The organism is Actinomadura formosensis (genome assembly GCF_050948385.1).
GTDB lineage: Bacteria > Actinomycetota > Actinomycetes > Streptosporangiales > Streptosporangiaceae > Spirillospora > Spirillospora formosensis.
In genome coordinates this window covers 2,424,956-2,441,542 of record NZ_CP192011.1, presented here as the reverse complement: position 1 = coordinate 2,441,542, position 16,587 = coordinate 2,424,956, and the positions used below count along the sequence as shown (strand labels likewise).

Sequence of the window (16,587 nt, the reverse complement as noted above, 5' to 3'; positions counted from 1 at the left end):
AACCGGTAACCCGCGGGTGCGCGCGGGCCGGCCGGGGGCGGCGGGGGTGCGACCAGGCCCCTCCTTCTCGTGGCGCGGAGCCGTCACCCGCGCCGGGCGGCGAAGTGCGCGAAGTCCGATTCCTGCGACTCTGACCTGCGTCTTCCGTTCTCCTCGGCGGATTACGCGGTTACCATCACGGCACGTCCCAGTGCACCGTGCCCCAGGCCGGCGTCCACCGAACCGGATCCCGGTGTCCTGAGACGGACGCCCTTCGGAGTGCGGGACGGTGACCAAGACGCTTTAACATTCCATTACCTCGGGCGGGGAGCGGATGATGGAAACGGCAGAACACGGCCGTGCGGCAGGACGCGTGGGCGCGCTGCTCGCGCTGACCGCGGTCGCGTTCGTCACCACGTCGCTCATCATCGGCACCCGGATGCCCGCCCACCTGCGGATGGTCTGGTGGCACCCGGAGATCCTCGTCGCGCTCGCCTGGACGCCGGTCGGCGCCTTCCTGCTGCCGCACCGGCCCAGGCTGAAGGTCGCGTGGCTGATGGTCGGCGCCGGTGCCAGCGCGTCGGTATACGTCCTGTCACTGAATCTCGGCCCATGGGCGGACCTGCACGGCTGGCCCGGCGCCGGATTCATCACGTGGCTCGGGACCTGGCTGTGGGCCGTTGACACCTACGCCCTGACTCTGGTCCTGCCGCTGATCTTCCCGGACGGGCGGCTCGTGTCGCGCTGGTTCCGCCCGGTGCTCGTCCTGGCCTGCCTCGTTCCCGTCATCGTCTGCGTTCATCTGACGATCGATCCGGGGGTGCGGCGCTGGCACGACGGCGTGTCGGTCTACCCGTTCGACGCGATCCCGCCGCCGATCAGCGCGATCATCATCGCGACCCTGGCCGCGGGCCTGTTCTCGGTGCTCGTCCGGTTCGTGCGGTCGGCGCCGGACGTCCGGCGCCAGATCGCCTGGGTCGTCTACCCCGGAATCCTCGCCGAGGGGGTCATCTACATCGGCGAGAACAGCCCCATCGGGGATCCATTGCGCAACATCACCATCGTCGCCGTCCCGATCTGCATCGCCATCGCGATCTCCCGCTACCGGCTGTACGACATCGACCTCGTGATCAGCCGGACGCTGGTGTACGCGGGGCTCGTCGTCGTCATCACCGGCGTGTACTTCGCGCTGGTCGGCGCCGCGAGCCTGCTGGCGCACGGCAGGGGCACCCTCGCCGGCCTGGCCGGGGCGATCGTCGCGGGCGCGGTGTTCGAGCCCGTCCGGCGGCGTCTCCAGCGCACGGTGGACGGGTTCATCCACGGCGAACGCGACCCGTACCGGATCGCCGACCGCCTCAACCGGCGGCTGCAGACCGCCGCCGACCCCGGTGCCGCGCTCGCCGTGGCCGCCGAGGTCGCCCGCTCCGCGCTGCACGCGACCGGCGCGGTGATCGAGGTCCTGGACCGCGACGGCCGGACGATCTCCGCGGAGGACGGCGTCCTCGGCGGCCGGCCGCAGCTCATCCCGCTGGTGTGGCACGGGGAGCCGGTGGGCCGGCTGCTGTTCGGCGTCACCCGCACCCCGGACGCGCGGCTGTCGGGCGTCCTCGCCCGCAACCTCGCCGAACTGGCGAACGCGGTGCGGCTCGCCGCGGACGTCCAGCGCTCCCGCGAGCACATCCTGCGCACCCGGGAGGAGGAGCGGCGGCGGCTGCGCCGCGACCTGCACGACGGGCTCGGCCCCACCCTCGCCAGCCTCGCCATGACGGTGGACGCGGCCCGCATCACGCTGAAGACCGACCCCGGGGCGGTGGACGCGCTCCTGGAGGATCTGCGCGCCACCATGGGACGCACCATCGGCGACATCAGGGAGCTCGTCTACGGCCTGCGTCCGCCCGCACTGGACGATCTGGGGCTGGAAGGCGCGATCCAGGCGCTCGGCGGGGTCGTCGCCACCGGGGACGGTCCGCGGGTGGACGTGCGCGTCGAGGGCGACCTGCAGGGCCTGCCGGCCGCGGCCGAGGTCGCCGCGTACCGGATCGTCCAGGAGGCGCTGACGAACGTCCACCGGCACGCCGGCGCCGGCTGCGCCGAGGTGCGGCTGTGCCTGAACGGCGACCTGCACGTCACGGTGGGGGACGACGGAGTGGGGCTGCCCGCGCACGTGCGTTCCGGCGTCGGCATGTCGTCCATGCGGGAACGCGCGGCCGAACTCGGAGGGTCCTGCACGGTGGGGCCCGGCCCCAAGGGCGGGACACTGGTCCGGGCCAGGCTGCCGGTCAACGGCGTCCATCCCTGACGTGCCCTTCACGGGGATCTTCGGCATCACCCCTGGTGGGAGGGCCGGTGACCGCCCCCCGCCAAGAAGGTCGCCACCGGCCCTCTGGCTCCGTACGGCTCCGGGGCTCCCATCCCGGTCCATACGGGCCATTCACCAGAGGGTGTGCAAGAAAGAAGTTATGCGGCGGAAGGTCCCGTTGGAGAGGGACACTTGTCCCGTTCAAGCCGGGACGGCCGCGGAACGCGCGCATTCCCTGGTGAGAAGGGGTTCCGTCAGATCCAGCCGGGGTGGGTCTCACCCTCGGCGACCAGCACGGCGGGGCCCCGCAGATGGCTGGTCTCCCCGTCGAAGGTGACGGTCACCCGGCCACCGGGAACGTCCACGGTCCATTCGGACGCGCCCGGCGTCCCCAGGGACGCCGCGGCGGCCACGGCGACCGTGCCGGTGCCGCAGGAGCGGGTCTCGCCGGAGCCGCGCTCGTACACCCGCATCTCCACGTGCCGCTCCCCGACGGCGCGGAAGAACTCGACGTTCACCCCGTCGGGGAACGCGGCCGGGTCGAAGCCGGGGGCGCGCGACAGGTCCAGGGCGTCGACCGGCCCGTCCACGCGGCACGCCAGGTGCGGGTTCCCCATGCTGACCCGCCGGCCCTGGAACGTCGCCCCCGCCAGGGTCGCCTCGCCGTAGCCGAGGAGTTCGGGCGGCCCCATGTCCACGCTCACGTCGCCGGACGCGCCGAGCGTCACGCGCCGCAGGCCCGCGCGGGTCGCCACGTCCCACTCGCCGGGCGCGGCCAGGCCCGCGTCGACCAGGTAGCGGGCGAAGACGCGCACCCCGTTGCCGCACATCTCGGCGATGCCGCCGTCGGCGTTGCGGTAGTCCATGAACCACTCGGCGTCGGCCTCGTACCCGGCCGCCTTCGTCCGGACGACGCGCAGGACGCCGTCGGCGCCGATCCCGGCCCGCCGGTCGCACAGCCGCGCGACGGCCCGCGGAGTGAGGTCGAGCGCGCCGTCCGGGTCGGGGAGGATCACGAAGTCGTTCTCGGTGCCGTGGCCTTTGACGAACCGCATCCCCCGATCGTATTGCCTGCGCCGGACGACCCCGCCCGGCGCGTCAGCCGATCCGGGCGAGCGCGCGTTCGACCAGGTCGGGAGCGTCGTAGGGCAGCCACTGGACGCGGGGGTCGCGGCGGAACCACGCCTCCTGCCTGCGGGCGAAACGCCGGGTCGTCCGGACGGTGTCCTCCTTCGCCCGCTCCTGCGTCCACTCCCCCGCGAGGAACCGGAGGACCTGCGCGTAGCCGAGGGCGCGCCCGGCGGTCAGGCCGTCCCGCAGGCCCTTCTTCTCCAACTCGCGGACCTCGTCGACCAGGCCCGCGTCCCACATGCGCTCCACGCGCAGCGCGATGCGCTCGTCCAGCGCCTCGCGCGGGACGCTCAGCCCTATCTGCACGACCGCGTCGTAGCGGTACCGGTGCTCGGGCAGCGTCGCGGTGAACGGGCGGCCGGTGATCTCGATGACCTCCAGGGCCCGGACGATCCGGCGGCCGTTGCTCGGCAGGATCGCCTCGGCCGCCGCGGGGTCCAGTCCGCGCAGCCGTTCGTGCAGCACGCCGGGCCCGGCCTGCGCCAGTTCGTCCTCCAGGCGCGCCCGGACGGCCGGGTCCGTCCCCGGGAACTCCAGGTGGTCGAGGGCGGCCCGCACGTAAAGGCCCGATCCGCCGACCAGGATCGGCGTCCGCCCGCGGCCCCGGACGCCGGCGATCGCGTCGGCGCTGAGCCGCTGGTATTCGGCGACGCTCGCGGTCTTCGTCACCTCCCAGACGTCCAGCAGGTGGTGGGGAACCCCGCGCATCTCGGCCGCGGACAGCTTGGCCGTGCCGATGTCCATGCCGCGGTAGAGCTGCATCGAGTCGGCGTTGACCGCCTCCCCGTCCAGGCGCAGCGCCAGCTCCACGGCGAGATCGGACTTGCCGGCGGCCGTCGCCCCGACCACCGCGATCACAGGGGCATGAGGTGAGGTCACGGGATCGATTGTCGCAACAGAACGGGCATGGCCGGGCGGTGCGGGTACGGGCGGGCGGTGAGCCCGGCCGGCGCGGCGGGCGGCCGTCCTAACCCGCCGGGCGGCCGGTCCGCGACCAGCACGCCACGAAGTAGCCGACACCGTACGGCGCCTCGTGGGCGAGCAGGTCGCCGGCGAGACCGGCCGCACCACCGGTTGCACCGGCCAGCACCTGCCACGCCGCACGCCCCGCCGCCTGGAGGTCCCGGGAGACCTCGGGGCTCAGGGCGGCCAGGGCGGCGGCGTCGGCCGTGCCAAGCGCGCGCGCCACGCCCTCGTCATGGGGAAGCGCGCGCTCATCGAGATACCCGGGCGCCTTCTCCGAGCGGCAGGCCGACCCATCACCCATCACCAGCAGCGCGACGCGGTCGGCCGCCCCTGCCAGACCCCGCCCGAGCGCCAGGCACTCTTCTGGTTCGGCGTCGAAGGCGACGGCCTGATAGTGCGCGCCGACCTCGAAGCCCCGCCGTTCCAGCAGCCAGTGCCCGATCGTCAACGACAACGGCAGTGCCTCAGCGTCGCCCTTGGGGTCGCCTGGGCTCGTCCAGTCGAGCCCGTAGGGCCGGAGCGTCGCGTAGGCGTCCGTCCCATAGGAGCACGTCTGCGCACCTCCTCCGACGACGATCAGGACGTCCGCTCCCGCGAGGTGGCCGATGGCCCGGTCGCACGCGGCGCGCACCGCGTCGAGCTCCGGCGCCGCCTCCCCCGCCATCTCCGGGACGAGTACGGGCGGATGCGGGCACACCGCCGCCGCTACCAGCACGCTGCCTCCTTGGGAACCGGACCGGCCGCGATGACCCGCTCAGGAGCAGCCGTGGCCGGGGGACGACGGCTGGGCCGGGCGCCCGATCGAGGGCATCCCCAGCGACACGCCTTTCTGACCGCCGTTCCCGCCCTGACGAGCCTCCCACGCGTCGCCCGCGCGCGTCCGGCGGACGGCCGGCACGGGCTTGTCGGCGACCAGGTGATGCGGTGCGGCGTAGGTGACCTCGACGGTGACCATGTCGCCGGGACGGACCGGCTCCGCCGGGACGGCGAAGTGGACCAGCCGGTTGTCGGGCGCGCGGCCGGACAGCCGCCGGGTCGCCTCGTCCTTGCGCCCCTCGCCCTCGGCGACCAGGAGCTCCAGGGTGCGGCCGAGCTGCTTCTTGTTCTCCTCCCAGGAGATCTCCTCCTGGAGGGCGACGAGCCGCTCGTAGCGTTCCTGGACGACCTCCTTCGGGAGCTGCCCGTCCATGGTCGCGGCCGGGGTTCCCGGACGCCTGGAGTACTGGAACGTGAACGCCGACGAGAACCGCGCCTCCCGCACCACGTGCAGGGTCTCCTCGAAGTCGGCCTCGGTCTCGCCGGGGAACCCCACGATGATGTCGGTGGTGATCGCCGCGTCCGGGATCGCGGCCCGGACCTTCTCGATGATGCCGAGGTAGCGCTCCTGCCGGTACGACCGGCGCATCGCGCGCAGCACCGCGTCCGAACCGGACTGCAGCGGCATGTGCAGCGACGGCATCACGTTCGGCGTCTCCGCCATCGCGGCGATGACGTCGTCGGTGAAGTCCTTGGGGTGCGGCGAGGTGAACCGGACCCGCTCCAGCCCCTCCACGCCCCCGCAGGCGCGCAGCAGCCCGGCGAAGGCCGTGTTGCCGCCCCTGGTCATCGCGCGCACCTCGTCCGGCGCGGCGGACAGCGCACCGAAACCCGAGCCGTAGGCGTTGACGTTCTGCCCCAGCAGCGTGATCTCCAGGACGCCCTCGGCGACGAGCGCCTCGATCTCGGCGAGGATCTCCCCCGGCCGGCGGTCCTTCTCCTTGCCGCGCAGCGACGGGACGATGCAGAACGTGCACGTGTTGTTGCAGCCGACGGAGATCGACACCCACGCGGCGTACGGGGACTCGCGGCGCGTCGGCAGCGTCGAGGGGAAGGTCACCAGGGACTCTTCGATCTCGACCTGTGCCTCGCTCTGCACGCGGGCCCGTTCCAGCAGTGCGGGCAGCGACCCGATGTTGTGGGTGCCGAACACGACGTCCACCCAGGGGGCCCGCTTGATGATGGTGTCGCGGTCCTTCTGCGCGAGGCAGCCGCCGACGGCGATCTGCATGCCGGGATGGCCGTCCTTGACCGGCCGCAGATGGCCGAGGTTGCCGTAGAGCCTGTTGTCGGCGTTCTCCCGCACAGCGCAGGTGTTGAACACCACCACGTCCGGTTCGGTGTCCTCCGCGCGGACGTACCCGGCCGCCTCCAGCAGCCCGGACAGCCGCTCGGAGTCGTGGACGTTCATCTGGCACCCGTAGGTACGGATCTCGTACGTACGGGGGGCCGTCTCCATTGGCGCACTCATGACGGTAACCAAGGGTACGGGCACGTCACGCCACGATGGAACGCGTGCGGCCGCACGAGGCGCACCCGGCCCCTCAGCTCCGATGATCACTCTCCGCAACGACAGACCCCGTCCGACATGGGGATTCGTGATCGGATCGGTACCGCGTGGCAACTTCTGCGGGTCCGCCGATAACGTAGAGTCCGACCGCATGACGGACAGCGAAGGCGGGCTCGACCTCACCAAAGGCGGGCCGGAGGACTCCATCCAGGAGTCGGCCTCCTCCCCGGACGGCCGGCCTCTCGTCGTGGTGGAGAACGTCAACAAGCACTTCGGCGACCTCCACGTCCTCAAGGACATCAACCTCACCGTGAACCCGGGTGAGGTGGTCGTCGTCATCGGCCCGTCCGGGGGCGGCAAGTCGACCCTGTGCCGGTCGATCAACCGGCTGGAGCCCATCGACAGCGGCAGGATCCTCGTAGACGGCAAGGAACTGCCCAAGGAGGGCAAGGAGCTGGCGAGGCTGCGCGCGGACGTCGGCATGGTGTTCCAGTCGTTCAACCTGTTCGCCCACAAGACGATCCTGGAGAACGTCACGCTCGGGCCGGTGAAGGTCCGCAAGCAGGGCAAAGAGGAGTCGCGGAAGTACGCGATGGAGCTCCTCGACCGGGTCGGCATCGCCAACCAGGCCGGCAAGTACCCGGCGCAGCTGTCCGGCGGACAGCAGCAGCGGGCGGCGATCGCGCGCTCGCTCGCGATGAGGCCCAAGGTGATGCTCTTCGACGAGCCGACCTCGGCACTGGACCCCGAGATGGTCAACGAGGTGCTGGACGTCATGACGAGCCTCGCCCGCGAGGGCATGACGATGATCGTCGTCACCCACGAGATGGGGTTCGCGCGCAGGGCCGCGCAGAAGGTCGTGTTCATGGCGGACGGCCAGATCGTCGAGGAGAACGCCCCCGACGCGTTCTTCACCAACGCGCGCACCGACCGCGCGAAGGACTTCCTCTCCAAGATCCTCACCCACTGAGAGCAAAGGCAGGACGAGAAATGCGAGTACGTCGTTTCGGAGCCCTCATCGGAGCGGGGATGGCGCTGTCCCTGGCGCTCAGCGCATGTGGCAGCGACGCGGAGAAGACCGAGGCCAAGACGGTCGTCCAGAAGGCCAAGGCCGACAAGAAACTGACGATCGGCATCAAATTCGACCAGCCGGCGCTGGGCCTGAAGAAACCGGACGGCACCTACGACGGCTTCGACGTGGACGTCGCCAAGTACATCGCCCAGAAGCTGGGCGTCCCCGCGAGCGGCATCACCTTCAAGGAGACGACCTCGGCGAACCGTGAGTCGTTCCTGGGCGGCGGGCAGGTCGACCTCGTGGTCGCCACCTACTCCATCACCGAGGCGCGCAAGAGCCAGGTGACCTTCGGCGGTCCCTACTACATCGCGCACCAGGACACGATGGTGAAGGCCAGCGACAACAGCATCAAGAAGGCCGCCGGCCTCAAGGGCAAGAAGCTCTGCAAGGCGGCCGGGTCCAACTCCTTCCGCCGTATCACCGAGGGCCCGCCGGACGGCAAGCTCAACATCAAGGGCGTCACGCTGGTGGACGCCAGCAGCTACTCCGAGTGCGTGAGCAAGCTGAAGTCCGGGGCGCTGGACGCGGTCAGCACCGACGACCTGATCCTCGCCGGGTTCGCCAACCAGCAGAAGGGCGCCTTCAAGGTCATCAACGACCCCTTCACCGACGAGAAGTACGGCGTCGGCCTCAAGAAGGGCGACACCGAGACCTGCGAGGCCGTCAACAAGGCCATCAACGACATGTACTCCGACGGCACCGCCAAGACGCTGCTGGAGAAGCACTTCGTCGGCACCGGGCTGAAGTTCACCACGACCGTCCCGCAGATGGAGGGCTGCTCCTGATCGGGACGGCGCCCGACGCCCGTCAGGCCGGTGCGTCCCGGGAGAGGTTCTCCGGGGGACGCACCGGCCCGGCCTGACCCCGTCGGCCCCGGCCGCCGGCCCGACGGCCGGGGCCGACGGCCGGCCCGACATCGCTGGAACGCCATGAAACAGCTGAGCAATGTTTGACTTCAGCCCGTTCTTCGACAGCTTCGACGAGATCCTCCAGGGGTTCTGGGCGACGATCCGCCTGGCGGCCGCCGCGGCGGTGCTCTCCCTCGTCATCGGCACGGTCCTGGCGAGCTTCCGCGTCGCCCCGGTGCCGGTGCTGCGCGCCTTCGGCACGGGCTACGTCAGCATCGTCCGCAACACGCCGCTGACGCTGGTGCTGCTGATGTGCAGCCTCGGCCTCAACGACATCCTCGCGCTGAAGTTCTCCTCGAACTCGTCGGTCACCTACTACTGGTGGGCCGTCCTCGGCCTGTCCGCCTACACCGGGGCCTTCGTCTGCGAGACGCTCCGCTCGGGCATCAACACCGTCCCGCTGGGGCAGGCGGAGGCGGCGCGGTCGATCGGGCTGACCTTCACCCAGTCGCTGCGCACGATCATCCTGCCGCAGGCGTTCCGGGCGATCATCGCGCCGCTGGGCAGCGTCTTCATCGCAATGATCAAGAACACCACGGTGGCCGCCGCGGCGAGCTACGCCGAGGTGGCGCTGGTCACCAAGACGATCGTTGACAAGCCCACGTTCGCCAACGGCGTCATCCCGCTGTTCCTCGGCGTGGCCGTCGGCTTCCTGATCCTCACCCTGCCGACCGGATACTTCTTCGGCTGGCTGGCCAAGCGGATGGCGGTGGCGCGATGAGCAAGGAAGCGACCGTACTCTTCGACATCCCAGGGCCGAAGGCGCGCACGCGGAACACGATCCTCACCGTCATCGTGTCGGTGGTGATCGCCGCCGTCTTCGCCGCGCTCATCTGGCGCCTCGCCGACAAGGGCCAGCTCGCGGAGAAGCTCTGGACGCCGTTCACCAAGTGGACCGTCTGGCGGCACCTGATCATCCCCGGCCTGCTGAGCACCCTGAAGGCCGCCGCCGTCGCGACCGTCCTCGCGCTGCTGTTCGGCGTCGTGTTCGGCCTGGCCCGGCTCTCCGACCACTGGTGGATCCGGCTCCCCGCCGGGGCCGTCGTGGAGTTCTTCCGCGGCCTCCCGCTGCTGATCCTGATCTTCCTGGCGTTCTTCGTCCCGAACAAGATCAGCCCGGCGATCGCCGAGTCCCAGTTCGGCCAGCTGCAGCGCCTGTCGGTCGACTACTTCTTCTCGATCTTCGGCGTGGAGAGCAACGCCGGCGTGGTCACCGTGCCCGCGTTCGCCGCGGTCGTGTTCGGCCTCACCCTGTACAACGGGTCGGTGCTCGCCGAGGTCGTCCGCGCGGGCGTCCTGTCGATTCCGAAGGGGCAGGCGGAGGCCGCCTACTCCATCGGGCTGCGCAAGAACGGCGTCATGCGGCTCGTCCTGCTGCCGCAGGCCATCACCGTGATGATGCCGGCCATCGTGAGCCAGATCGTCGTCCTGCTCAAGGACACCGCGCTCGGGTTCATCATCGCCTACCCCGAACTGCTGCAGGCCGGCTTCAAGCAGGTACCCGCCAACTACAGCAACAACGTCCTGCAGGCCGGGATCGTGGTCGCGGTCATCTACATCGCGATCAACATGTCGGTGAGCCGGCTGGCGACGGCGCTGGAGTCCCGCAGCCGCCGCAGCCGCAAGACCCAGGCCAGGCCCATGGACGCGGGCGGGCCGCCGCCCGTGCCGGGGGTCGGGGTCACCGGGCAGCCCGTCCCGTTGGCCTGACCTCCTGAGCGCCCGTGCGGGGGTGCCGCCGGTTCCGGCGGCACCCCCGCTCTGTTGCCGGCGAGTCCGCCGGTGGCCTGCATGTATCTTTCCGAAGTCAAACAGGCCGTCATGGCCCCAACCGATCCCCGTATGCGGGACGATTCCTGTTATGACCGCTCGTGCGACCCTCCCCTACGGCTCCTGGCCCTCCCCCATCTCCGCGGCCGATGTCGCCCGCGCCCGGCTGCGCCTCAGTTTTCCCACCGTCGCGGGCGATGACGTGTGGTGGCAGGAGACCCGGCCCGAGGAGGGCGGGCGGACCACGGTCGTCCATCTCAACGGCGGTCATCGCACGGATCTGCTCCAGGCGCCGTGGGACGCCCGTACCCGCGTCCACGAGTACGGGGGCCGGTCCTACCTGCCGATCCGTACCGGCGAGGGCTGGTCGGTCGTGTTCTCCAACTACGACGACCAGCGGCTCCACCGGCTCGACGAGGGCGACCCCAAGCCGTACCCGCTGACGCCCGAACCGGCCGTCCCGGCGGGGCTGCGCTACGCCGACTACGTCCTGTCCCCGGACGGGACGGAGATCTGGTGCGTGTGCGAAGGCCACATCACGGCGCCGGCCGAGCCCGCGCCCGCCGAGGGCGAGGACGCCGGGCACCCTCCGGCGGAGGAGCCGGGCACCACCGGGATCCGGCGCGCCATCGTCGCCGTCCCGCTGGACGGCAGCGCCGCCGGGGACGCCGGCGCGATCCGCGAGCTGGTCACCGGTGCGCAGTTCTACGCCTCGCCCGTCCCGTCGCCGGGCGGCGGGCACCTGGCGTGGGTGCAGTGGAACCACCCGCGCATGCCGTGGGACGGCACCGAGCTGCGCGTGGCGGCCATCGAGGACGGTGCGACGGTCGCGCCCAGGACCGTCAAGGGCGGGCTCACCGAGTCGGCCCTGGCGCCGCTGTGGCGCGACGACGAGTCCCTGTACGTGATCTCCGACTGGCCCGGCTGGTGGAACATCTACCAGGTCGGCCTGCACGGTGAGTCGCCGCAGGCCCTCTACCCGGCCGAGGAGGAGTTCACCGGCCCGCTGTGGCAGCTCGGCGGCATGCCGTACGCGCTGCTCAGCGACGGGCGGCTCGCCGTCCTGCACGGCGAGGGCGACATGCGGCTCGGCGTCTACGATCCGGAGACCCTCGACCTCGTCGACCTGGAGGTCCCGTACGAGCACTGGGCGACGCAGTTGTCCGCGGACGGGACGACGATCGTCGGCATCGCCGGCGGGCCCGACCTGCCGCCCTCGGTCGTCCGCGTCGACACCACGACCGGGCGCGTCGAGGGGCTGCGGCGCGAGCTGGCCGAGCTGCCGGACGTCGCGTACCTGTCCAGGCCGCGCGCCGAACGCCTGGAGGGGCCGTTCGGGCGTCCCGTCCACGCGTACGTGTTCCCGCCGACCAACCCGGAGGCGGCGGGGCCCGAGGGTGAACTGCCGCCGTACGTGGTGTTCGTGCACGGCGGCCCCACCCAGCGGGTCTCCACGGTGCTCGACCTGGAGCGGGCCTACTTCACCAGCCGCGGCATCGGGGTCATCGACGTCAACTACGGCGGATCGACCGGCTATGGCCGCGCCTACCGTGAACGGCTGCGCCGCCAGTGGGGCGTCGTCGACGTAGAGGACGCCATAGCCGCGGCTCAGGCACTCGTGGACGGTGGCATAGCCGATCCGGCACGGCTGGCGATCCGGGGCGGTTCCGCGGGCGGCTGGACTACGCTCGCTGCGATCACCCAGACGGACCTGTTCAAGGCCGCGACGTCCTACTTCGGCATCAGCGACCTGCAGAGCTTCGCCGAGGCCACGCACGACTTCGAGTCGCACTACCTGTTCGGGCTCATCGGCCCCCTGCCCGGCTTCGAGCGCGCCTACGAGGAGCGTTCACCGCTCGGCCGCGCCGACCGGACGGCGTGCCCCGTCCTGCTGCTCCAGGGGCTGAACGACCCGGTCGTGCCGCCGGACCAGTCCGAGCGTTTCGCGCTGGCGCTGGCCGACAAGAAGATGCCGTACGCCTACCTCACGTTCGAGGGCGAGTCGCACGGCTTCCGGAAGGCCGACACGATGATCCGCTGCCTGGAGGCGGAACTCGCCTTCTACGGCCAGACCCTCGGTTTCGAACCGCGCGGCGTGGAGCCGATCAACCTCACGGTCGGCTGATCCGTCCCGCCCGTCCGCTCTCCGGCGGGCGGGCGCCGGACCGGGGCTCAGCGGGCGAACTCGGTCGCCCGGGACTCCCGCACCACGGTGACACGGATCTGGCCCGGGTAGGTCAGCTCGTCCTCGACCTGCTTGGCGATGTCGCGGGCGATGACCTGTGCCTGGATGTCGTCGACCGTGTCCGGCTTGACCATCACGCGGATCTCGCGTCCGGCCTGCATCGCAAAGACCTTCTCCACGCCCTCGTGCTTGTCGCGGGCGATCTGCTCGAGCCGCTCCAGGCGCTTGACGTACGCCTCCAGGGACTCCCGGCGCGCTCCGGGCCGGCTGCCGCTCACCGCGTCCGCCGCCTGGGTGAGGACGGCCTCCACCGTCCGGACCTCGACCTCGTTGTGGTGGGCCTCGATCGCGTGGACGACATCCTCGTGCTCGCCGTAGCGGCGCGCGATCTCGGCGCCGATCAGCGCGTGGCTGCCCTCCACCTCGTGGGTGAGCGCCTTGCCGATGTCGTGCAGCAGCGTGCATCGCTTGGCGACCTCCACGGGAAGCCTCAGCTCGCTCGCCATGACCCCGGCGATATGCGCGGACTCGATCAGGTGCTTCAGCACGTTCTGCCCGTAGGACGTCCGGTACCGCAGTTGCCCGAGCAGCGCGATCAGCTCCGGGTGCATGTCGCCGATGCCGACCTCGACCAGTGCGTCCTCGCCGGCCCGCACGCACAACTGCTCCACGTCGCTCTTGCTGCGCTCGTAGATCTCCTCGATGCGCTGCGGGTGGATGCGCCCGTCCAGGACGAGCTTCTCCAGCGTCAGCCGGCCGACCTCCCGCCGCACCGGATCGAAACAGCTCAGCAGCACCGCCTCGGGCGTGTCGTCGATGATCAGGTTGACGCCGGTCGTCGTCTCGAACGCGCGGATGTTGCGGCCCTCGCGGCCGATGATGCGGCCCTTCATCTCGTCGCTCGGCAGATGCAGCACCGACACGACGGACTCGGCCGTCTGGTCGCTCGCGACCCGCTGGATCGCCAGTGTCACGATCTTGCGGGCGCGCTTTTCGCCCTCCGCCCGCGCCGCGTTCTCGATCTCACGGACGATGGGGATCGACTCCCGCTTCGCCTGGTTCTCGATCGCCGCGACCAGTTCGCCTCTGGCCTGCTCGGCGGTGAGCCCGGCCGCCCGCTCCAGGATCTTGCGCCGCTCCTCGGCGACGCCGGCCAGTTCCTCCTTGCGGGCCTCCAGCGCGTGCTTGGCCGCGGCGAGCCGTTCCTGCCACTCCTCCAGCCGGCGGACCTCGCCGTCCAGCCGCTGCTCGCGTTCGGCGAGACGCGCCTCCCGGCGCTCCAGATCCTCCCGGACGGTCCGCAGGTCGTCCCGGAGGGTCCGGCCCTCCTCCTCGGCCTCGGTGCGCGCCGCGGACGCGATCTGCTGCGCCTCCTGCTCGGCCTTCTCCAGGGTTTCCTGCGCGTCCCGTTTCGCCTTCGACCGGATCTCGTCGGCCTCGCTCTGCGCGCGGGCCATCTCCGCCGCGGCCTTCCCGGGCGTGCCGGGGCGCCACAGGACGACGATGATGAGAGCGACCAGGGTCACCAGCAGAGCTGCACCCAGCAGGACGCTCTCCATGAGGCAGATCCTTCCTCGCCGCGGGCCCCTCCGGACTTCGGGACCCTGCCTAGCGAGGATTTACTCGCGCTCGGATGCACGACATCGCGGGGCCACGCGCGGCGCGCCCCGATGCCCCGGCCGTATCCGGTCGGCGAACGGTGTCCTGTGTGCCTCTCAGCTGCTGGAACGTGCTCGGTCGTATGGCAATCCGCAAGACGCGGAGTAACTCCTCACTGCCGTAACGGTAAGCGGCGCGGAGGTAATGAGCAAGCAAACGAAGGGCATTCCGGACTAACCGAACGTCAGCGTGACTCCTTCCTTACCGCCCTTCCCGACCCTCCACGCCCCTTCTCACCAGGCCGATCACTCTTGTGGGGGAGAGTCAGAAAACACCTCACCCGGCAGTCACCCCGCTCCGCAACCCGGAGTGTCACCGGCCCACGTCCGTGCGCGGGGCGCGGGCCTGCCCCGTATGACCTGCCCCATATGACCCGCCCCGTATGGAAGGTGGTCAGTCGAAGGCGTCGTCGGGGATGGTCTCCAGGTCGGTGCTCTCTTCGGCCAGCGCCTCTTTGACCACCCGGTAGGAGAGGCCGGGCGGGTAGCCCTTGCGGGCGAGCATGCCCACCAGGCGGCGCATGCGCTTGGCGGGGTCGGCGCCCCTGGTGGCCGGGAGTTTGCGGTGAACCAGGGCGCGGGCGGTTTCCTCCTCCTCGGCGGGGTCCAGGGACTCGACGGCTTCGTCGACGGTGTCCTCGGCCACGCCGCGGCGGCGAAGCTCGGCGGCCAGGGCTCGCCTGGCCAGGCCGCGGCCGGCATGCCGGGACCGGACCCAGGCCCGCGCGAACGCCTCATCGTCGATGAGGCCGACGTCGGTGAAGCGGGAGAGGACCCGTTCGGCCACCTCGTCCGGGATGTCCTTGCGGCGCAGGGCGCTCGCGAGCTGGGCCCGCGTGCGGGGCGACGCCGACAGCAGACGCAGGCAGATCTCGCGGGCCCTGGCCTCGGGATCGCTCATGCGGCCGTGGGAGCGGCGGCGCCGCCGGGGAAGGTCCGTGCACCGATCGCGCGGTGCCGGGTGAGGCGCCGCCGCCCTGCATACGAGATCATCGCTCACCCTTCGTCAAGAGTCACCCACCGCCGCGGATTCTTGGTTATGAATCACCCGTCTTGGTGGCCTTCGCCCCCCTTTTCGCGGCGGTGGTCCGGCCGGCGGCGGCCGGAGCCGGGGGCGCGGGCGGCGCGGCGGCCGGGGCGGGCTCGGCCTCCTTGTCGACCTTGGGACCGATGCCCAGCTTCTCCTTGATCTTCTTCTCGATGCCGTCGGCCATGTCGGGGTTGGCCTTGAGGAAGTTGCGGGCGTTCTCCTTGCCCTGGCCGAGCTGGTCGCCGTCGTAGGTGTACCAGGCACCGGACTTGCGGACGAAGCCGTGCTCCACGCCGAGGTCGATCAGGCCGCCCTCGCGGCTGATGCCCTGGCCGTAGAGGAGGTCGAAGTCGGCGACGCGGAAGGGCGGAGCCATCTTGTTCTTGACGACCTTGACGCGGACGCGGTTGCCGACGGCCTCGGTGCCGTCCTTGAGGGTCTCGATACGGCGGACGTCCAGCCGGACCGAGGCGTAGAACTTCAGCGCCCGGCCCCCGGTGGTGGTCTCCGGGGAGCCGAACATGACGCCGACCTTCTCGCGGAGCTGGTTGATGAAGATGGCGGTTGTCTTGGTCTGGTTGATCGCGCCGGTGAGCTTGCGCAGGGCCTGGGACATGAGGCGGGCCTGGAGACCGACGTGGCTGTCGCCCATCTCGCCCTCGATCTCGGCGCGCGGGACGAGCGCGGCGACGGAGTCGATGACGACGATGTCGATCGCGCCTGAGCGGATCAGCATGTCGGTGATCTCCAGGGCCTGCTCGCCGGTGTCGGGCTGGGAGACCAGCAGGGCGTCGATGTCGACACCGAGCTTGGCGGCGTACTCGGGGTCGAGCGCGTGCTCGGCGTCGACGAACGCGGCGATGCCGCCCTTCTTCTGGACACTGGCCACCGCGTGCAGCGCGATGGAGGTCTTGCCGGAGCCCTCGGGGCCGTAGACCTCGACGACGCGCCCGCGCGGGAGGCCGCCGATGCCGAGCGCGATGTCGAGGGAGATCGCGCCGGTGGGGATCACCTCGACGGGCGCCCGCGCCTCCTCGCCCATCCGCATGACCGACCCCTTGCCGAACTGCCGCTCGATCTGGGCGAGTGCGGTCTCGAGAGCCTTCTCCCGGTCGTTCGCTGCCATGAGATGTCCTTCTCGTCGTGACTGTCGGCTTCTCGGCCGCTGCTTTGCGCTGTCGAGGGCGACGTTACGGCGGGCCACCGACACTTTTCGAGCCCCCGCGCAATTGTGGACGACGCCGCCATGGACGGCACCGC

At 71.0% G+C, this 16,587-nt stretch carries 13 protein-coding genes; 6 read left to right on the top strand and 7 right to left on the bottom strand.

Annotation, left to right across the window (positions count from 1 at the left end):
- Positions 1-316: 316 nt before the first annotated feature.
- Positions 317-2,278: a sensor histidine kinase gene (locus ACQP1N_RS11565; protein ID WP_433231064.1), complete on the top strand. Its 1,962-nt coding sequence runs from the start codon at positions 317-319 to the stop codon at positions 2,276-2,278.
- 254 nt (positions 2,279-2,532) lie between these two features.
- On the opposite strand, the gene dapF is transcribed toward ACQP1N_RS11565, so the two are convergent.
- The 4 genes from dapF to miaB form a co-directional block, all read right to left on the bottom strand.
- Positions 2,533-3,333, bottom strand: a complete 801-nt coding sequence (gene dapF, locus ACQP1N_RS11560) for a diaminopimelate epimerase (protein WP_067791977.1) — start codon at positions 3,331-3,333, stop codon at positions 2,533-2,535.
- A gap of 43 nt (positions 3,334-3,376) precedes the next feature.
- Positions 3,377-4,267, bottom strand: coding sequence for a tRNA (adenosine(37)-N6)-dimethylallyltransferase MiaA (gene miaA, locus ACQP1N_RS11555; RefSeq protein ID WP_433232668.1), 891 nt, complete (start codon positions 4,265-4,267; stop codon positions 3,377-3,379).
- A gap of 109 nt (positions 4,268-4,376) precedes the next feature.
- The gene (locus tag ACQP1N_RS11550) at positions 4,377-5,090 is read right to left on the bottom strand and encodes a hypothetical protein (protein WP_084262282.1); all 714 of its coding nucleotides are present in this window, start codon (positions 5,088-5,090) and stop codon (positions 4,377-4,379) included.
- 39 nt (positions 5,091-5,129) lie between these two features.
- A complete protein-coding gene (gene miaB, locus ACQP1N_RS11545) occupies positions 5,130-6,662 on the bottom strand; it encodes a tRNA (N6-isopentenyl adenosine(37)-C2)-methylthiotransferase MiaB (RefSeq protein WP_067791983.1) in 1,533 nt (510 codons plus the stop codon).
- Between the two features lie 190 nt (positions 6,663-6,852).
- On the opposite strand from miaB, the gene ACQP1N_RS11540 reads away from it, so the two are divergent.
- The 5 genes from ACQP1N_RS11540 to ACQP1N_RS11520 all read left to right on the top strand — a co-directional run bounded on the left by ACQP1N_RS11540 (position 6,853) and on the right by ACQP1N_RS11520 (position 12,579).
- Positions 6,853-7,671, top strand: coding sequence for an amino acid ABC transporter ATP-binding protein (locus tag ACQP1N_RS11540; RefSeq protein WP_084262283.1), 819 nt, complete (start codon positions 6,853-6,855; stop codon positions 7,669-7,671).
- A 20-nt stretch (positions 7,672-7,691) separates the two neighbouring features.
- Complete coding sequence (locus tag ACQP1N_RS11535) at positions 7,692-8,561, top strand: glutamate ABC transporter substrate-binding protein (RefSeq protein WP_067791985.1); 870 nt, start codon at positions 7,692-7,694, stop codon at positions 8,559-8,561.
- A gap of 160 nt (positions 8,562-8,721) precedes the next feature.
- Positions 8,722-9,405, top strand: coding sequence for an amino acid ABC transporter permease (locus ACQP1N_RS11530; RefSeq protein ID WP_433231058.1), 684 nt, complete (start codon positions 8,722-8,724; stop codon positions 9,403-9,405).
- Positions 9,402-10,394, top strand: coding sequence for an amino acid ABC transporter permease (locus tag ACQP1N_RS11525; protein WP_067791992.1), 993 nt, complete (start codon positions 9,402-9,404; stop codon positions 10,392-10,394). The genes ACQP1N_RS11530 and ACQP1N_RS11525 overlap by 4 nt, the downstream gene beginning before the upstream one ends.
- Before the next feature lie 151 nt (positions 10,395-10,545).
- Positions 10,546-12,579: a S9 family peptidase gene (locus tag ACQP1N_RS11520; RefSeq protein ID WP_067791995.1), complete on the top strand. Its 2,034-nt coding sequence runs from the start codon at positions 10,546-10,548 to the stop codon at positions 12,577-12,579.
- Positions 12,580-12,626: 47 nt separating this feature from the next.
- On the opposite strand, the gene rny is transcribed toward ACQP1N_RS11520, so the two are convergent.
- The 3 genes from rny to recA all read right to left on the bottom strand — a co-directional run bounded on the left by rny (position 12,627) and on the right by recA (position 16,453).
- Positions 12,627-14,198, bottom strand: coding sequence for a ribonuclease Y (gene rny / locus ACQP1N_RS11515; RefSeq protein WP_067791998.1), 1,572 nt, complete (start codon positions 14,196-14,198; stop codon positions 12,627-12,629).
- A 493-nt stretch (positions 14,199-14,691) separates the two neighbouring features.
- Positions 14,692-15,198 (bottom strand): regulatory protein RecX, encoded by a 507-nt coding sequence (locus ACQP1N_RS11510; protein ID WP_067792001.1) that lies wholly within the window; start codon positions 15,196-15,198, stop codon positions 14,692-14,694.
- A gap of 136 nt (positions 15,199-15,334) precedes the next feature.
- Positions 15,335-16,453, bottom strand: a complete 1,119-nt coding sequence (recA, locus tag ACQP1N_RS11505) for a recombinase RecA (protein WP_067792004.1) — start codon at positions 16,451-16,453, stop codon at positions 15,335-15,337.
- Positions 16,454-16,587: the final 134 nt, after the last annotated feature.

Bases quoted from the DNA above. Each gene is read 5' to 3' on its own strand.
- ACQP1N_RS11540 (WP_084262283.1), top strand. From the start codon at position 6,853: ATGACGGACAGCGAAGGCGGGCTCGACCTCACCAAAGGCGGGCCGGAG.
- ACQP1N_RS11565 (WP_433231064.1), top strand. From the start codon at position 317: ATGGAAACGGCAGAACACGGCCGTGCGGCAGGACGCGTGGGCGCGCTG.
- ACQP1N_RS11530 (WP_433231058.1), top strand. From the start codon at position 8,722: ATGTTTGACTTCAGCCCGTTCTTCGACAGCTTCGACGAGATCCTCCAG.
- dapF (WP_067791977.1), bottom strand. From the start codon at position 3,333: ATGCGGTTCGTCAAAGGCCACGGCACCGAGAACGACTTCGTGATCCTC.
- miaB (WP_067791983.1), bottom strand. From the start codon at position 6,662: ATGAGTGCGCCAATGGAGACGGCCCCCCGTACGTACGAGATCCGTACC.
- ACQP1N_RS11510 (WP_067792001.1), bottom strand. From the start codon at position 15,198: ATGAGCGATCCCGAGGCCAGGGCCCGCGAGATCTGCCTGCGTCTGCTG.
- ACQP1N_RS11535 (WP_067791985.1), top strand. From the start codon at position 7,692: ATGCGAGTACGTCGTTTCGGAGCCCTCATCGGAGCGGGGATGGCGCTG.
- rny (WP_067791998.1), bottom strand. From the start codon at position 14,198: ATGGAGAGCGTCCTGCTGGGTGCAGCTCTGCTGGTGACCCTGGTCGCT.
- recA (WP_067792004.1), bottom strand. From the start codon at position 16,453: ATGGCAGCGAACGACCGGGAGAAGGCTCTCGAGACCGCACTCGCCCAG.
- ACQP1N_RS11525 (WP_067791992.1), top strand. From the start codon at position 9,402: ATGAGCAAGGAAGCGACCGTACTCTTCGACATCCCAGGGCCGAAGGCG.
- ACQP1N_RS11520 (WP_067791995.1), top strand. From the start codon at position 10,546: ATGACCGCTCGTGCGACCCTCCCCTACGGCTCCTGGCCCTCCCCCATC.